Origin of the sequence: Kitasatospora sp. NPDC001547, from assembly GCF_042894165.1 — a bacterium.
Taxonomy (GTDB): domain Bacteria; phylum Actinomycetota; class Actinomycetes; order Streptomycetales; family Streptomycetaceae; genus Kitasatospora.
Genome location: NZ_JBIAVL010000003.1, coordinates 475,431 through 490,325 on the forward strand (window position 1 = coordinate 475,431; position 14,895 = coordinate 490,325).

At 73.9% G+C, this 14,895-nt stretch carries 16 protein-coding genes; 11 read left to right on the forward strand and 5 right to left on the reverse strand.

The features are described 5' to 3' along the window. Positions 1 to 57: 57 nt before the first annotated feature. Positions 58 to 558: a DUF2550 domain-containing protein gene (locus ACFY0X_RS07825; protein WP_387750317.1), complete on the forward strand. Its 501-nt coding sequence runs from the start codon at positions 58 to 60 to the stop codon at positions 556 to 558. A 53-nt stretch (positions 559 to 611) separates the two neighbouring features. Next, complete coding sequence (locus ACFY0X_RS07830) at positions 612 to 1,184, forward strand: cob(I)yrinic acid a,c-diamide adenosyltransferase (RefSeq protein WP_387750319.1); 573 nt, start codon at positions 612 to 614, stop codon at positions 1,182 to 1,184. Between the two features lie 82 nt (positions 1,185 to 1,266). Here the strand turns inward: ACFY0X_RS07830 and ACFY0X_RS07835 are convergent, their stop codons facing one another. After that, on the reverse strand, positions 1,267 to 1,887 hold the full coding sequence (locus ACFY0X_RS07835; RefSeq protein ID WP_387750322.1) for a hypothetical protein: 621 nt from the start codon (positions 1,885 to 1,887) through the stop codon (positions 1,267 to 1,269). Positions 1,888 to 2,034: 147 nt separating this feature from the next. Here ACFY0X_RS07835 and ACFY0X_RS07840 point away from each other — a divergent pair, with 147 nt between their 5' ends. The 5 genes from ACFY0X_RS07840 to ACFY0X_RS07860 all read left to right on the forward strand — a co-directional run bounded on the left by ACFY0X_RS07840 (position 2,035) and on the right by ACFY0X_RS07860 (position 8,239). Then, entirely contained in the window at positions 2,035 to 3,252 is a 1,218-nt protein-coding gene (locus ACFY0X_RS07840) for a sensor histidine kinase (RefSeq protein WP_387750325.1), read from the forward strand. Continuing rightward, on the forward strand, positions 3,249 to 3,899 hold the full coding sequence (locus tag ACFY0X_RS07845) for a response regulator (protein ID WP_387750328.1): 651 nt from the start codon (positions 3,249 to 3,251) through the stop codon (positions 3,897 to 3,899). Before ACFY0X_RS07840 ends, ACFY0X_RS07845 begins: the two co-directional genes overlap by 4 nt. A gap of 238 nt (positions 3,900 to 4,137) precedes the next feature. Next, positions 4,138 to 5,007: a 3-hydroxyacyl-CoA dehydrogenase family protein gene (locus tag ACFY0X_RS07850; protein WP_387750330.1), complete on the forward strand. Its 870-nt coding sequence runs from the start codon at positions 4,138 to 4,140 to the stop codon at positions 5,005 to 5,007. Positions 5,008 to 5,360: 353 nt separating this feature from the next. Continuing rightward, on the forward strand, positions 5,361 to 5,699 hold the full coding sequence (locus tag ACFY0X_RS07855; protein WP_387750332.1) for an STAS domain-containing protein: 339 nt from the start codon (positions 5,361 to 5,363) through the stop codon (positions 5,697 to 5,699). Positions 5,700 to 5,956: 257 nt separating this feature from the next. Next, entirely contained in the window at positions 5,957 to 8,239 is a 2,283-nt protein-coding gene (locus ACFY0X_RS07860; protein ID WP_387750335.1) for an ATP-binding protein, read from the forward strand. A gap of 4 nt (positions 8,240 to 8,243) precedes the next feature. Here the strand turns inward: ACFY0X_RS07860 and nucS are convergent, their stop codons facing one another. After that, positions 8,244 to 8,903, reverse strand: a complete 660-nt coding sequence (nucS, locus tag ACFY0X_RS07865) for an endonuclease NucS (protein ID WP_355252708.1) — start codon at positions 8,901 to 8,903, stop codon at positions 8,244 to 8,246. Between the two features lie 481 nt (positions 8,904 to 9,384). Between nucS and ACFY0X_RS07870 the strand changes: the two genes are divergently transcribed. Then, positions 9,385 to 9,777 (forward strand): SCO5389 family protein, encoded by a 393-nt coding sequence (locus ACFY0X_RS07870; RefSeq protein WP_387750338.1) that lies wholly within the window; start codon positions 9,385 to 9,387, stop codon positions 9,775 to 9,777. A gap of 73 nt (positions 9,778 to 9,850) precedes the next feature. Here the strand turns inward: ACFY0X_RS07870 and ACFY0X_RS07875 are convergent, their stop codons facing one another. After that, positions 9,851 to 10,999, reverse strand: a complete 1,149-nt coding sequence (locus tag ACFY0X_RS07875) for an LLM class flavin-dependent oxidoreductase (RefSeq protein ID WP_387750605.1) — start codon at positions 10,997 to 10,999, stop codon at positions 9,851 to 9,853. Between the two features lie 390 nt (positions 11,000 to 11,389). Between ACFY0X_RS07875 and ACFY0X_RS07880 the strand changes: the two genes are divergently transcribed. Beyond that, entirely contained in the window at positions 11,390 to 11,713 is a 324-nt protein-coding gene (locus ACFY0X_RS07880) for an ATP/GTP-binding protein (protein WP_387750341.1), read from the forward strand. Between the two features lie 20 nt (positions 11,714 to 11,733). Here ACFY0X_RS07880 and ACFY0X_RS07885 read toward each other — a convergent pair whose 3' ends face one another. Then, entirely contained in the window at positions 11,734 to 12,501 is a 768-nt protein-coding gene (locus tag ACFY0X_RS07885) for an ABC transporter permease subunit (RefSeq protein ID WP_387750343.1), read from the reverse strand. A 1-nt stretch (position 12,502) separates the two neighbouring features. Next, a complete protein-coding gene (locus ACFY0X_RS07890) occupies positions 12,503 to 13,507 on the reverse strand; it encodes an ABC transporter ATP-binding protein (protein WP_387750346.1) in 1,005 nt (334 codons plus the stop codon). A gap of 235 nt (positions 13,508 to 13,742) precedes the next feature. On the opposite strand from ACFY0X_RS07890, the gene ACFY0X_RS07895 reads away from it, so the two are divergent. Further along, a complete protein-coding gene (locus tag ACFY0X_RS07895; RefSeq protein WP_387750348.1) occupies positions 13,743 to 14,540 on the forward strand; it encodes an alpha/beta fold hydrolase in 798 nt (265 codons plus the stop codon). Further along, complete coding sequence (locus ACFY0X_RS07900) at positions 14,537 to 14,857, forward strand: hypothetical protein (RefSeq protein WP_387750350.1); 321 nt, start codon at positions 14,537 to 14,539, stop codon at positions 14,855 to 14,857. Before ACFY0X_RS07895 ends, ACFY0X_RS07900 begins: the two co-directional genes overlap by 4 nt. Positions 14,858 to 14,895 lie beyond the last annotated feature (38 nt).

A 14,895-nucleotide genomic window follows, 5' to 3' on the forward strand; every position in this document is an offset into this window, starting at 1 on the left:
CGCGGTCGCTTGATACGACCGCTACGGGGAACGCGGGTAGCGAGGAGGTGGGTGAGCATGGTCCTCGCGCTTGTGGTGTGTGCGGCGGTCGTGGCCCTGGGTGTGATCGGGCTGATGGCCTTCGCCGTCAGGCGCCGCCTGATCCAGCGGGTCGGCGGCACCTTCGACTGCAGTTACCGGCTGAAAATGCCCGCCGACGCCTCGACGCAGCCCGACCTCGACGAGAACGGCAAACCCACCTCCGCCCCGGTCCCCCCGACCGACGGCAAGGGGTGGGTTTTTGGTATCGGCCGGTACAGCGGTGACTCGATCGAGTGGTTCCGGGTCTTCTCGTACGCCCCGCGGCCGCGCCGGACGCTGCCGCGCCGGGAGATTGAGGTGCTCGGCCGGCGCTACCCGGAGGGCCAGGAGGAGCTGGCGCTGCTGTCCGGCTCGGTGGTGCTGCGCTGCCTGCACAACGGGGCGCCGCTGGAACTGGCGATGAGCGAGGACGCGCTGACCGGCTTCCTGGCCTGGCTGGAGGCGGCTCCGCCCGGCCAGAGAGTCAACGTCGCGTAGCGGTGTTCCGAGACGGGGTTAACGCCGCCTAACCCGGCGGCTAGTCTGGCCGCATGGTCAATCTGACGCGCATCTACACCCGTACCGGCGATGACGGCACCACCGCGCTCGGCGACATGAGCCGGACCAGCAAGACCGACCCGAGACTGATCGCCTACGCGGACGCCAACGAGGCCAACGCCGCGATCGGCGTGGCCCTGGCCGTCGGTGAACTGCCGGAGGACATCACGGCGGTGCTCGTCCGGGTCCAGAACGACCTGTTCGACGTCGGCGCCGACCTGTCCACCCCGGTGGTGGAGGACCCGAAGTACCCGCCGCTGCGGGTGCTGGAGTCCTACATCGACCGGCTGGAGGCGGACTGCGACGAGTACCTGGGACGGGTGGAGAAGCTGCGCAGCTTCATCCTGCCCGGCGGCACGGCCGGGGCGGCGCACCTGCACCTGGCCTGCACGGTGGTGCGGCGGGCCGAGCGCTCGACCTGGTCGGCGATCGCGGAGCACGGCGACAGCGTCAACCCGCTGACCGCGAAGTACCTCAACCGGCTGTCCGACCTGCTGTTCATCCTGGCCCGGGTGGCCAACAAGGAGCGCGGCGACGTGCTCTGGGTCCCGGGCGAGAACCGCTAGAACGCGACGCGGGGCCCGCCGCCGGACTCCCCCCGTGGGAGTCCGGCGGCGGGCCCCGCGCGTCCAGGGTCCCCTCCGGGCCTCAGGGCCGGTCGGCCGGGGTGCGGCCGGGGGCGCTGCCGACGAGGGGCTTCCCGGTGACCGCCCGGCCGTTCTCGACCTGCACGCCGGCCGGCGGCTCCTTGGGCCAGATCGAGTAGCAGGCGGCCACGGCCACGTTGACCGCGGCCGCGATGCCCAGCTTGAGGTACCACTGGGAGAAGGTGCCGAAGTGCGCGGAGCCGGCGGAGAGCGGGACGAGCAGGGTGATCAGGCTCAACGTGATCGCCGCCGACACGACGGTCCGGCCGGCGACCTGCCACTCGTACCTGGTCCGCTCCGGCCCGTACTTGGGCGAGGGCAGCGGCTTGGGACCGCCGGCGAAGCGGTGCAGGAAGTGCCGGTCGGCCCAGCGGACCAGCGAGGGGCCGTAGCCGATCGAGAAGCCCGCGTAGCTCGCGGCCAGGGCGTGCGTCCAGCTCGGGACGGCGCCGCCGCGCAGGTCGAGGACGGTGAGCGCGTACAGGGTGAGGTCCACCACCGGCAGGCCGACCAGCAGCGCGGTGCTGGTGCGGCGCCACCGGAGCAGGTAGCGGGTGGTGAGGCCGAGGCCGAGCAGGATCCAGAAGGAGACCTCGGCCGCGACGATGAGAGTGACGATCACGTTCTGCTCCCGACGTTTCGGTGGTGCTTCCAGCCTCGTGCGGGGGCGCGCCGGTGTCGTCGTCGCGCGGTGCCGTCCGGTGCTGCATCTTTCGATGTAGCGGACTCCTCCGTGGACCGGAGCCGGGCGGGTGCCGGGGGTGGTGAGATGGGGAGCGTGCCCCTCCCGTTCCCCGCGCTCTCCCCGCGCCGCCAGGACCAGCTGATCGCCCTCTGCGGGCTGCTCGGCGGCGCGGTGCTGATCGTCTTCAAGGCGTACGACCAGGCCGGCCGGGTGCCGCCGTGGGCGGTGGTGCCGCCGCTGCTGGTGATGGCGGGGCTGGAGCTGGTCCGGCGGACCAGGACGGTGCTGGCGGTGTCGGTCGGCGGGCTGGTCTTCGTGGCGAGCGTGTTCCTCGGCAACCTGACGGCCACGCTGATCATGTACACCGACCTGCTGTACGCGGCGGTGATCTACGGCAGCCCGCGGATGTCCCGGGTGCTGCACCTGACCGGCGGGGCGACCGTGCTGACGCTCTCCGCCCTGGCGGCGGTCTACGGCGGCACCTCCTTCGCGCTGCTGGTGGTGGTGATCAGCGCGCTGGTCTTCCTGGGCCCGGTGTGGACCGGCGACGTGGTGCGCAAGCACCGTCAGCAGGCGGAGGCCGAGCGGCTGCGCGCGGAACAGACCGCGCTGCTCTCGGAGATGGACCGGCGGGAGGCCATCGTCGCCGAACGGGCCCGGATGGCACGGGAGTTGCACGACGTGGTGGCCAACCACCTGTCGGCGATCGCGATCCACGCCACCGGCGCCCAGTCGGTGGCCAGACGCCGGAACCTGCCCGCGGACGATCCGCTGGTGGAGGTGCTGGCGGTGATCCGGGAGAACAGCGTCCAGGGATTGGCCGAAATGCGTCGCATGATCGGACTGCTCCGGGACAGCGGCGGGGGAGAGGTGGACGAGTCCTACGCGGCGCCCGACCTGGCCGCGGTGGACGCCCTGCTGGCCAAGGCCCGGGCGGCCGGCCGGGACGTCGGGCTGGACTTCGAGCTGGAGGAGCGCGGCGAGCGCGGCGAGGTGCCGGTGCCGGTCGGGCTGGCCGCCTACCGGATCGTCCAGGAGTCGCTGACCAACGCGCTCAAGCACGCCGGGCCCGGACTGGTCAGCCTGCGGCTGGAGTTCGCGCCCGGGGAACTGCGGATCGCCGTCGACAGTCCGTACCGGGGCGGGCCGGGCCGCGAACTGCCCGGCGCCCGGGCCGGACTGGTGGGCATGGCGGAGCGGGCCGGGCTGCTCGGCGGCAGCTTCGAGGCCGGGCCGCAGGACGGGTGCTGGAGCGTGCGCGCGGTGCTGCCGCGCGCCCAGGGGAACGAGGGACGGGCATGACGATCCGGGTGCTGGTGGCGGAGGACCAGGCGGCGGTACGGGCGGCGCTGGTGATGATCCTGCGGGCCGAGCCGGAGTTCGAGGTGGTCGGGCAGGCCGCCGACGGCGAGGAGGCCGTCCGGCTGGCGCTGGAGCTGCGGCCGGACGTGGTGCTGATGGACGTCCAGATGCCCCGGCTGGACGGCGTCTCGGCGACCCGCGAGGTGGTCGCCGCCGCGGCCGGCCAGGTGCTCGTGCTGACCACCTTCGACCTGGACGAGTACGTCTACGGCGCGCTGCGGGCCGGCGCCTCCGGGTTCCTGCTCAAGGACCTGGAGGCGGACACCCTGGTCGAGGGCATCCGCACGGTGGCGCGCGGGGACGGGATGCTGGCGCCCTCGGTGACCAAGCGGCTGATCGGCGCCTTCGCCCGCCCCGAGCGGCCGGTCGGACCGGAGGCCCGGGCCGCGGTGGGGGCGCTGACCGGCCGCGAGCGGGAGGTGCTGGCCTGCATCGGGGCGGGGATGTCCAACGGGGAGATCGCGACCCGGCTGGAGATGGCGGAGGCGACCACCAAGACGCACGTCAGCCGCATCCTGGCGAAGCTGCGGCTGCGCAGCCGGGTGCAGGCGGCGATCCTGGCGCAGGACCTCGGGCTGACCGTCTGACCTTCCGACCGTCCCGTGATCCGACCTTCCGACCGTCCGAGCTCGGTCCGACCGTCCGACGTCGCCTGTCCGGCCACCTGACCAGGTCGGTTGCAGATCACACTCTCGATTGCTACTGCACGGGGGATTTGGGCATTAGAGTCCGGCCAGAGCGACGCGGCTCTTCGGCGGTGACCCCTGCCCTGAGCCGCCTTCAGGGCCCGCCCGCGAGGCGGCGACGGCATCGGGAGACCCAGCCATGAGCAATGCGTCCAGCAAGCAGATCGCCGTGATCGGTGCCGGCCTGATGGGCGCCGGCATCGCCCAGGTCTCCGCGCAGGCCGGCCACCCGGTGGTGCTGCGGGACGTCACCGAGGAGGCGCTGCAGCGCGGCCTCGCGGGCATCCGGGCCTCGTACGAGAAGTTCGTCTCCAAGGGCAAGCTGAGCGCCGAGGACGCCGAGGCCGCGCTGGGCCGGATCACCACCACCACCGACCTGGGCGCCGTCGCCGAGGCCGACATCGTGGTCGAGGCCGTGTTCGAGAAGCTGGAGGTCAAGGAGGGCGTCTTCCGCGAGCTCGACAAGCTCGCCAAGGACGGTGCCGTGCTGGCCTCCAACACCTCCGCCATCCCGATCACCCGGATCGCCGCCGCCACCCAGCGCCCGGAGTCGGTCGTCGGCGTCCACTTCTTCTCGCCGGTCCCGATGATGAAGCTGGTCGAGCTGGTCCGCGGCTACAAGACCAGCGACGAGGCGCTGGCCGCCGCCCGCGCCTACGCCGAGGGCGTCGGCAAGGAGGTCGTGGTGGTCAACCGCGACATCGCCGGCTTCGTGACCACCCGCCTGATCACCGCGCTGGTCGTCGAGGCCGCCCGGCTGTACGAGACGGGCGTGGCCACCGCCGAGGACATCGACACCGCCTGCCGGCTCGGTTTCGGCCACGCGATGGGCCCGCTCCAGACCGCCGACCTGACCGGCGTGGACATCCTGCTGCACGCCGCCCGCAACATCTACACCGAGACCCAGGACGAGAAGTTCGCCGCCCCGGAGATCATGGCCCGCATGGTCACCGCCGGTGACCTGGGACGCAAGAGCGGCCGCGGCTTCTACCCGTACGAAGGCAAGTGAGCCGACAGGGCCGAACGACCGGCGGGCCGTGCGATCGGAGCATCGTACGGCCCGCTCCACCGGGTCGGGTGAGTTTCCTCACGCCCGGTGCCGCAGACGGGTGATTTGGGCGGGAATCGAGCGTAGGTGTGGGGCCGACCTGCGTATATTCCCTCGGACGGGTGAAGTTGCCTCAGATCTGGCCGGAACCAGCAACCTGCGGAGCCGGTTGACCGTCAGATGAGGGAACCCGGCATTCCGCCCGGGTCCGGACGTGGGGCCGCGGCCCTCCCGGATGCACCCGCCACTCCCGCACCCGGCACGGCCGGGGCGGACCCGCCCCGCACCAGGCCGTCCAGGCGAAGGAGGAGAGCATGCGCATCACCGGCGACCACACGGCGCTGGCCATCGAAGGCCGCCTCGACGTGCGCACCGCCGCCGACGCGCGGTCCCGACTGCACCAGGCCGTGGACGGCGGCCTCGGCGACCTCGTACTGGACCTCGCCCGGCTGGAGTTCTGGGACGCCACCGGCCTCGGCGTGATCATGGGCACCCACCGGCGGGCCGGTCGGATCGGCCGCCGGCTGGTGCTGCGCTCCGTCCCGGCCCAGCTCCAGCGGCTGCTGGTGGCCACCAAGTTGCACCGCATCCTGGCCGTCGACGGAGTCACCGGCGTCGTCGGCGTCACCGAGGCGCACGGGGTCGTGCTCTAGACCTCTCCGGGCCTCCCCACGCCGCGCGCCCGGCCCGCGCGCCTGCGTACCCCGGCCTGGCCCGCGCAACGTCGCTGGTCAGCGCCGCCGAGCGGCCGTCCGCCATGGACCCCTCTGCACGGCCGGGGCCGAATGTGCGAGAGTCTGCCCGTCAGAAGACGGCCGCCGGGGCTGCCTCCAGCCCGGCCGCGGCCGCTACCGGGACGTCAGCCGGGCGGCGCGGGGCGCCGCCGGCCGAGCACGATGCGGAGCAGAACGTGGCACAGCCATCCGGGGAGTTCCGGCAGGAGGCCGTCCGCACCCGTGGCGGCGAACTGGTCTCCGGCGGCCTGCTGGTGGGCGTCGGCGCCCCGGACGGCTCCGAGGCCCGGACCTGTCCCGAGGAGTGGCGGCCGCGGCCGCGCCGGATCGAACGCAGCGAGCCCGCCCGCGGCCCGGTCGGCGGCGTCGGCCGCGCGGTCGGCCCGCTGGCGCTCGGCGCCGGGCCCGCCGACCTGCCGATGCTGGACCGCGAGGCGGACATCGCCGAACTGCTCGGCCTGCTCGCCGAGGGCCGCTCGATACGCCTGGTCGGCCAGGCCGGCTCGGGCCGCAGCGCGCTGCTGTCGGCCGTCGCCGCGGCCGCCGCCGACCTCGCCCCCGGCGGCGTGGTGCAGCTCTGCGGCCACCGCCGGACCGTCCCCGACCTGCTCCAGGACCTCTTCGCGGCCACCCACCACGCCCCCGGCTACCGCCCCGACCCCGGACAGCTGGCCGCCCACCTCGCCGAGGTCGGCGCGATCGTGGTGATCGACGCCGCCGAGCCCTCGGGCGCCGAGCTGGAGCAACTGCTCGCCGCCGCCCCCGGCTGCGCCTTCCTGGTCTCCGTCGCCCCGGGCAGCCCGCCGCTGCCGGCCGGCTCCCGGCTCCAGGACCACCTGGTGGCCGGGCTCTCCCGCTCCGCCTGCCTCGCCCTCACCGCCCGGCTGGCCGGGCGGCCGCTGGACGTCGACGAGAAGGCCTGGGCGGTGGACCTCTGGTTCGAGTCCGAGGGCCTGCCGCTGCGCTTCGTCCAGGCCGCCGCGCTGCTGCGCCAGCGGGACGTCGCGGTGGACGCCCTGGTCGCCGCCGAGGACGACCGGCTGGACGTCTTCGGAGCCGTCGCCGAGCCCCGCCACGACCCGGACCCGGCGATCCGGGAGAACGCGCTGCGCGGCACCGTCCCGCTGCCCTCGGTGGCGGAGACCGCCTCGCCCGCGGTCCGGCTCGCCGAGGGGCTGAGCGAGCCCGCGCAGGCCGTGCTGCGGCTCGCCGTCGCACTCGGCGGCGAGTGCCCCACCGCGCCGCACCTGCCGGCGCTGATCGACGTCGGGCAGGGCGAGGCCGCCCTCGCCGAACTCGCCGACGCCGGCCTGGCGGTGTCCATCGGCGGGCACCACCGGCTGACCGCCGGCGCGCTCGAACTGCTCATACCGCACTGGCCCGCCCGCGGCTGCGTCGACGGTGCCGCCCAGCACTTCGCCTGGTGGGTCGGGCACAGTTCGGTGACGCTGGATCAGATCGCCGCCGAGGCCGAGGTGATGATCGGGGTGCTGCTCGCCGACCGCGCCGCCGGGCGGCACGACGCGGTGGTCCGGCTCGCCCGCGCCGCCGCGCCCGCACTGGCGCTGTCGCTGCGCTGGGGCGCCTGGGAGCGGGTGCTCCAGCTCGGTCTGGAGGCGGCCCGCCGCACCGGCTCGGCGGTCGACCAGGCCTGGTTCCACCACGAGGCGGGCGTGCACGCGATCTGCGTCCAGCAGCCCTCCCGGGCCATCGCCGAACTGGAGACCGCGCTCACCCTGCGGAGCACGGCGGGCGAGCAGCGCGGGGTGGCCGCCGCCCGCCGGATGCTCGACCTGCTGCGCGCCGAGGGCCGGCAGCTGTCGGCCGCCGCGCCCGCCGCGGCGGCGCCCGGCCGCGCACCGGTGATCCGCAAGATCGCGGCCCGGGTGCCGGCCCGGCTGAAGTCCAGCAGGCGGCGCCGGGCGGCCGTGGTCTCCACGGCGGTGCTGACCCTGGGGGTGCTCGGTACGGCGGTGGCGATGAGCTTCAGCGGGCCGGAGGAGGTCAAGGGGAGGGACCCGCACAGCGGCCGGCTGGACGGCGGCGGCACCCAGGACCCGCCGTTCCCGCAGTCCTCCGGCAGCGCCGGGCCGGGAACGGCCGGTGCCGGGCCGGCCAGTCCGGCGGCGGGGCAGGGGAGCAGTCCGGAGCCGTCCGCGAGCGGCAGCGCCTCGCACTCGCCGAGCGCCTCGCCGACGCGGAAGCCGAGTTCCTCGCCGGGGGCCGGCGGGTCGACGGCCCCGCAGCAGCCGCAGCCGCCCGCGCCGGGCCAGCCGCAGCCGCCGGCTCCGCAGCCGGGCCAGCCGCAGCAGCCTCAGCCGACCGGGCAGCCGCCGCAGCCGCCGCAGCCGAGCCACAGCCAGACGTCCACGGCGACCACCCCGACGTCGCCGACCCCGTCCGGGTCGCCGACGACCCCGAGCGGGACGGGCAGTCCGACCGCCCCGGGGCCGTCCTGAGCGGTCAGAACAGCTTGAGCTTGTCGTCGTCGATGCCGCGCAGCTCGTCGTAGTCCAGCACCACGCAGCCGATGCCGCGGTCGGTGGCCAGCACACGGGCCTGCGGCTTGATCTCCTGCGCGGCGAAGACGCCCTTGACCGGGGCCAACAGCGGGTCCCGGTTGAGGAGTTCGAGGTAGCGGGTGAGCTGCTCGACGCCGTCGATCTCGCCGCGGCGCTTGATCTCGACGGCGACCGTGGCGCCGTCGGAGTCGCGGCAGAGGATGTCGACCGGGCCGATCGCGGTGGGGTACTCGCGGCGGATCAGCGACCAGCCGGCACCGAGCACCTCCATCCGGTCCGCGAGCAGCTCCTGGAGGTGGGCCTCCACGCCGTCCTTGATCAGGCCCGGGTCGACCCCGAGCTCGTGGGACGAGTCGTGCAGCACCTCCTCCAGCGTGATGATGAGCTTCTCGCCGGCCTTGTTCTCCACCGTCCAGACCCCGTCGGCCTCCTTGAGGACGCACGGCGGGGACATCCAGTTGAGCGGCTTGTAGGCGCGGTCGTCGGCGTGGATGCTGACGCTGCCGTCGGCCTTGACCAGGATCAGCCTGGTGGCGGAGGGCAGATGGGCGGAGAGCCGACCGGCATAGTCGACTGAGCAGCGGGCAATTACGAGACGCACGGTCGACCACGCTAGCCCACCAGGGCCAGTTGATGCGATTCCGCGACGGCAGGGTGAAGAAACCGCGAACCCGGCCAACATTGAGGTCCTGTGGTCCCGCCGCCGCCCCGTCGAGGTCTGGCGCCCCCACCCACGAGTCGCTACGGTGTGTGACGGCACGCTCGCGGGATCGCTGTCAACGGGGATGGAGACTTCAGATGAACGATCCGACGGGATCCGGCCAATCTGGTGCACCGCAACATATTTCCCAAGCAATCCGCAGGAATGACCGGCCTGCCACGCCGTTGACTGCCACGCTGTTCTGAGCGCGTTCGGTGTCCAGGGCGTCACGTCCCGTGGTGCCACCGCGGTCGCGAAGGCGCCGGAAACCCCTGTCCCTCGGTGTTCCGGACGCCCCACGCGCATTCGCCACCCTCACTGTGAGCTTGACCTACGCACGACCACCCGGGCGCCGCGCGGGTGGACCGCGAGAGGAGAATCCATGTCGCTCGACGTCTCACCGGCCCTGCTGGAAAAGGCCGAGCGGGGCGAGGTCGACGAGCGGGAATTCGTCGACTGCGTCCGCGTCTCGCTGCCGTACGCCTGGGACCTGATCAGCTCCCTGGTCGCCCAGGCGAAGGTCGACGGCACCGACTTCGCCGACAACCAGGTACCACCGCCCAGCGAGCAGGCCCGCGGCCAGCTGCTGCGCGCCCTTGCCAGCGACGCCATCCGGGGCGCCCTCCAGCGCCACTTCGGGGTCCGGCTGGCCTTCCAGAACTGTCACCGGGTGGCGGTGTTCCTGCCGTCGGAGCCCAACGAGGCGCGGTACGACCGCTTCACCTCGGTCCGGGAGCAGCTGCTCAACCAGTCCGAGGAACTGCGGGACTGCTGACCGGGCCGCGGCTCCGGCCGCCCCCGTCCCCCGTACGGGGGACGGGGCGGCGGCCCGGGCCCGCCCCGCCCGCTCAGCCCAGCTGCGGCAGCACCTCGGAGCCGAGCCGGGCGATGTTGTGCAGGGTGGCCTCCTGGTCGCCGCTGCCCTCGGCGAGCAGGGCGAAGCGGCGGATGCCGGTGCGCTCGGCGGTGGCCAGCAGCCGGTCGGCGCACTGCCGCGGGGTGCCCACCGCGTGCAGGTCGCAGAGCAGTTCGGTGTACTGGCGCGGGTCGCGCATCCTGCGCTCGCGGCCGTCCACGGTGCGGTGGGCGCCGAGCCCGTACTCGAACCAGCCGGGCATCGCGTCCAGCAGCGTGGACCGGGCCGCCGTGGCGCGGTCGTCGACCTGGGCCACGCCGGCCGCGACGTGCTGGCGGGCGATCCGGCGCAGCTGCTCCTCGCCGCGACCGGCGGCCAGCCAGGCGGTCCGGTACAGCTCCAGCATCCGCAGCTTGTCGTCGTCCCCGGAGTGCATGCCGAGCAGCATCGGCAGGCCGCGCTCGGCGGCCAGCCGCACCCCGCCCGGCGAGGTGCAGGCGACCACCACGGGCGGGCCGGCCACCGGCAGCCCGGCGGCGGTGAGCTCCTCGCCGAGGTCCTCGTCGTCCCGGCGCTGGCGCGGGAAGCGCACCGGGCCGGACCGTTCGCCGAGGCCGAGCCAGCTGCTCAGGCCCGGCCGCCGCACCGGTTCGGCGGCCCGGGGCACCACCGCGACCTCGGGAAAGGCGAACTGCGGGCCGTCCGCGCCCACCCGGGAGCCGCGCAGCCAGCGCAGCAGGAGGTCCAGCCGCTCCGGGAAGCCGTTCTCGAAGGCGTCCACCCCGCCGCCGAACACGTCCAGGTCGATCCACGGCCCGCCGCGCCCCACCCCGAGCGTGAACCGCCCGCCGGAGGTCAGGTGCAGCAGCGCGGCCTGTTCGCCGAGGCCCACCGGGTGGCGGGTGGAGAGCACGCTGACCGCCGTGCCGACGCCGATCCGGCGGGTGCGGCCGAGCAGCATCGCGGCCAGCGTCGCGGCGTCCGGGCACACCCCGTACGGCACGAAGTGGTGCTCGGCCAGCCAGACGCTGTCCAGGCCCGCGCGTTCGGCCTCGACGGCGGAGCGGACGGTGCGCTCCAGCGCCTCGCCGTGGCTCTGCCCGGGGAACTGCGCGGACAGCTGGAACAGTCCGACCCGCAGCGGGCCGGTGGCCGGGGGCAGCGCGCCCGCCCGCTGGGTCGCCGGCAGCGGCTCGCCCGCCACGGCCGTCACCGGGGGGACGGCGGTCAGCGTCGGACCGGGGGCGGGTGGCCGGACCCCGACGGGCCGGCCGCTCTCGGCGCGGGCGCTGGTCTCGCTCATCGTTGGTCCTCCTCGGGTGCGCGCAGGGTCTGCGGGCCCCGCCTTCTCCCCTTGTGGGTATCCGATGTCATGTGCCAATGGCACGCGGAACCCCGGATTTCCCCGATGATCGGGTGGATCTCGGCAAAAACCCCGGAGCGTCGGACGGAGCCGTGGTAGTGGCCGTGCGGTAGCCCGGCCGGCCGTAGGCTGGAACGATCCAGAGCCCAGGAGGAGAGGGAGTCCGCCGTGTCGCCGCGCCGCAACCGGATCAAGAGCGCCGTTCCCCGCGAGAGCGCGGAGCCGGCCGCCCCGCTCGGCGGTTCGCTGCGCCGCACCGAGAGCTACCAGGGCGACGACTGGGTGGTCCAGACGGTGGCCGGGACGGCGGGGCGGTTCTACCGCTGCCCGGGCTGCGACCAGGAGATCCCGCCGGGGACGGGCCACGTGGTGGCCTGGCCGATGCACGGCGCGGGGGTGGACGACCGGCGGCACTGGCACCGGGCCTGCTGGGGAGCGCGGGAGCGCCGGGCCTCCAACGTGCTGCGGGGCCGCGGCGCTCCGCGGTACTGACGGTCCCTCCGCCGGGCCGGCTACGCGTCGCGCTTCCTGAGCACCAGCGCGCCGCCGACCAGCGCCGCCGCCGTCCAGGCGAGGCAGATCAGGAAGCCGGTCCACGGCCCGTACGGCTGGCCGTGCTGCTCGTACACCAGGAGCATCCGCGAGCCCGCGTAGTCGGGGAAGTAGTGGGCCAGGGTCTTGACCTTCGGCACAGCCGAGAGGATCGGCGAGAGCAGGAAGAAGAACGGCACCAGCACGCCGAGCGCGAGCGTCTGGTTGTGCAGCATCGTGGTGACGCCCGCCGCGAACAGGCAGAGCATCGTCAGGTACAGCGCGGCCCCGAACACCGCCCGCAGCACGTTCGGCTCGCCGATCGTGGTGGAGTGCGAGCCGAGCAGCGCCTGGCCGACGAAGAAGGTGACGAAGGCCGTCACCAGCGAGACCGCCAGGGCCAGCGCGCCGAGCACCGCCGCCTTGCCGGTGAGCAGGGTGGCGCGCTGGGGGACGGCGGCCAGGGTGACCCGGATCATGCCGGTGCTGTACTCGTTGCCGATCGCCAGCACGCCGAAGACGATGATCGCCAGCTCGCCGAGCATGATGCCGGAGAAGGACGTCCCGGTGGCGTCGAACGTGGACTGGTCGTTCCGGCGGAACTCGCCGAAGTTGTTGTTGGTGAGCAGGGACAGCAGCGCGCCGATGCCGACCGTGACGACGAAGGTCAGCGCGAGCGTCCAGACCGTCGAGCGGACGCTGCGGATCTTCGTCCACTCGGAGCGCAGGATCGCCGGGAAGGACGTCATCTCAGTTCTCCTCCTGCCGTGCCGTGCCCGTCTTCCGGGTACTGTCCGCCTTCCAGTCGGCGCCCCACTCGGCGGGCGCGCCCGCCGCGTCCCGGCCCGGTCCGTCGCCCGCGTGGTACTCCACCGAGTCCGCCGTCATCTGCATGAACGCCTCCTCCAGCGAGGCCTGCTGCGGGCTGAGCTCGTGCAGCACCACACCGTTCCCGGCGAACAGTTCGCCGAGCCGCGCGATGTCCCCGTCGACCACCTCGTAGGAGCCGTCCGGGCCCGGCTCGTGCCGCAGGCCGGCCTCGGCCAGCACGTCCAGCAGCCGCTCGGGCTCCGGACTGCGCAGCCGTACGGCGGAGCGGGAGTTGCGCCGGATGAAGTCCGGCATCGACAGGTCGGCGAGCAGCCGGCCCCGGCCGATGACCACCAGGTGGTCGGCGGTGACGGCCATCTCGCTCATCAGGTGCGAGGAGACGAAGACGGTGCGGCCCTCGGCGGCGAGGCGCTTCATCAGGTTGCGGATCCAGAGGATGCCCTCCGGGTCCAGGCCGTTGACCGGCTCGTCGAACATGACGATCTCCGGGTCGCCGAGCAGGGCGGAGGCGATGCCCAGGCGCTGGCCCATGCCGAGGGAGAAGCCGCGGGCCCGCTTGCGGGCCACCGGGGTGAGGCCGACCAGGGCGAGCACCTCGTCCACCCGGCGCTCGGGGATGCGGTTGCTCTGGGCGAGCCAGAGCAGGTGGTCCCGGGCGGTGCGGCCGGGGTGGACGGCCTTGGCCTCCAGCAGCGCGCCGATGTACTTGAGGGGCTCGCTCAGCTGCCCGTAGCGCTTGCCGTCGATGGTGACCCGGCCGGCGGTCGGGCGGTCGAGGTCGAGGATCATGCGCATGGTGGTGGACTTGCCGGCGCCGTTGGGGCCGAGGAAGCCGGTCACCACGCCCCGGGGCACCTGGAAGCTGAGCCGGTCTACCGCGAGCGTCTTGCCGTAACGTTTTGTCAGGTCGTGCAACTCGATCATTCGCGCTCCCTCAGGTCCCTGCCAGGCTAGGACATGTCCGACATTCGGCGGCGGATCAGCGCGGGCCCCGGCGGGAATTGCCGGGCGGCGCTCGGGACAAAGGGGGTATCGCGGCTCGCTGAGTGGGCCCGCCGGGCGTGCCGGAATAGGTTGGGCGCATGAGCGAGCGAAGCGAGCGAATCATCGAGAGGTGCGCGTGGGCGAACGCCCCTGCCGAGCGAAGCGAGGTGGGTGCATGAGCGAGCTCCCCTCCGCAGTGTCGGTCCGCGAGAGCGGTACCGGAACACCACTCCTGCTGCTGCACGCCTTTCCGTTGAACGCCTCGATGTGGTCGTCCCAACTGGACGCGCTGCCCGGCCTGACCGGGGACGAAGCGCGGGTGCTCGCCCCGGACCAGCGGGGGTTCGGCGGCACCGCGCTGGGCGTCGACGAACCCTCGCTGGACCGGGTCGCGGACGACCTCGCGCTGCTGCTGGACGCGGCCGGGATCGAGCGCGCGGTGGTCGGCGGGCTCTCCATGGGCGGCTACGTGGCGCTGGCCCTCGCCCGCCGCCACCCCGACCGGCTGTCCGGCCTGCTGCTGGCCAACACCCGGGCCACCGCCGACACCGACGCGGCACGGGCCAACCGGGAGCGGATCGCCGCCGCGGTCACCGCGCGGGGCAGCGTGCGGCTGCTGCTGGACGAGCAGGTCGCGGCCGGGCAGCTCGGACCGGACTCGCAGCACCTGGTGGAGCGGGTGCAGGCGATGGTCGCCGCCGCGCCGCCGGCCGCCGTCGCCTGGGCCCAGCGGGCCATGGCGGCCCGCCCGGACTCCCTGGACGTGCTGGCCGGGCTGCGGGTGCCGGTCGCGGTCGTCGCCGGCGCCCAGGACGCCCTGGTGGCGCCGGAGGAGGCCGCGACGATGCTGCGGGCCCGCCCGGACGCCGAGCTGACCGTGCTGCCCGGGGTGGGCCACCTGAGCGCCCTGGAGGCGCCCGAGGCCTTCGACGCCGTCGTGCGCACCCTGCTCGCCCGGGTGGCCGCCGGATGAGCCAGGAGAGCCAGGACGCGGCGGCCTGGGACTTCTCGGCGCTGGAGGTGACCGGCCGGATGCCCCTCACCAACCGGGGCGAGGGGCTGCTCGAACTGACCCTCGAACCCCTCGGCGAGGACTACTGGATGCGCCCGGGGGAGACCTTCATCGTCACCTCGTACGGCGACTACGGGCCCGGGCACCCCTTCGAGGTGCAGTACTGGCCGGACTCGGTGTCGGTCTGGTGCACCTCCTGGTTCGGCACCGTCTCGGACGACGAGGGCAACCAGCTCAGCAGCGGGCACCAGCGGCCGGACGGCGCCTACCCGCGGTAGGACTCCGTCCACGGCGGGCCCCAGAAGTGCCCGAGGTG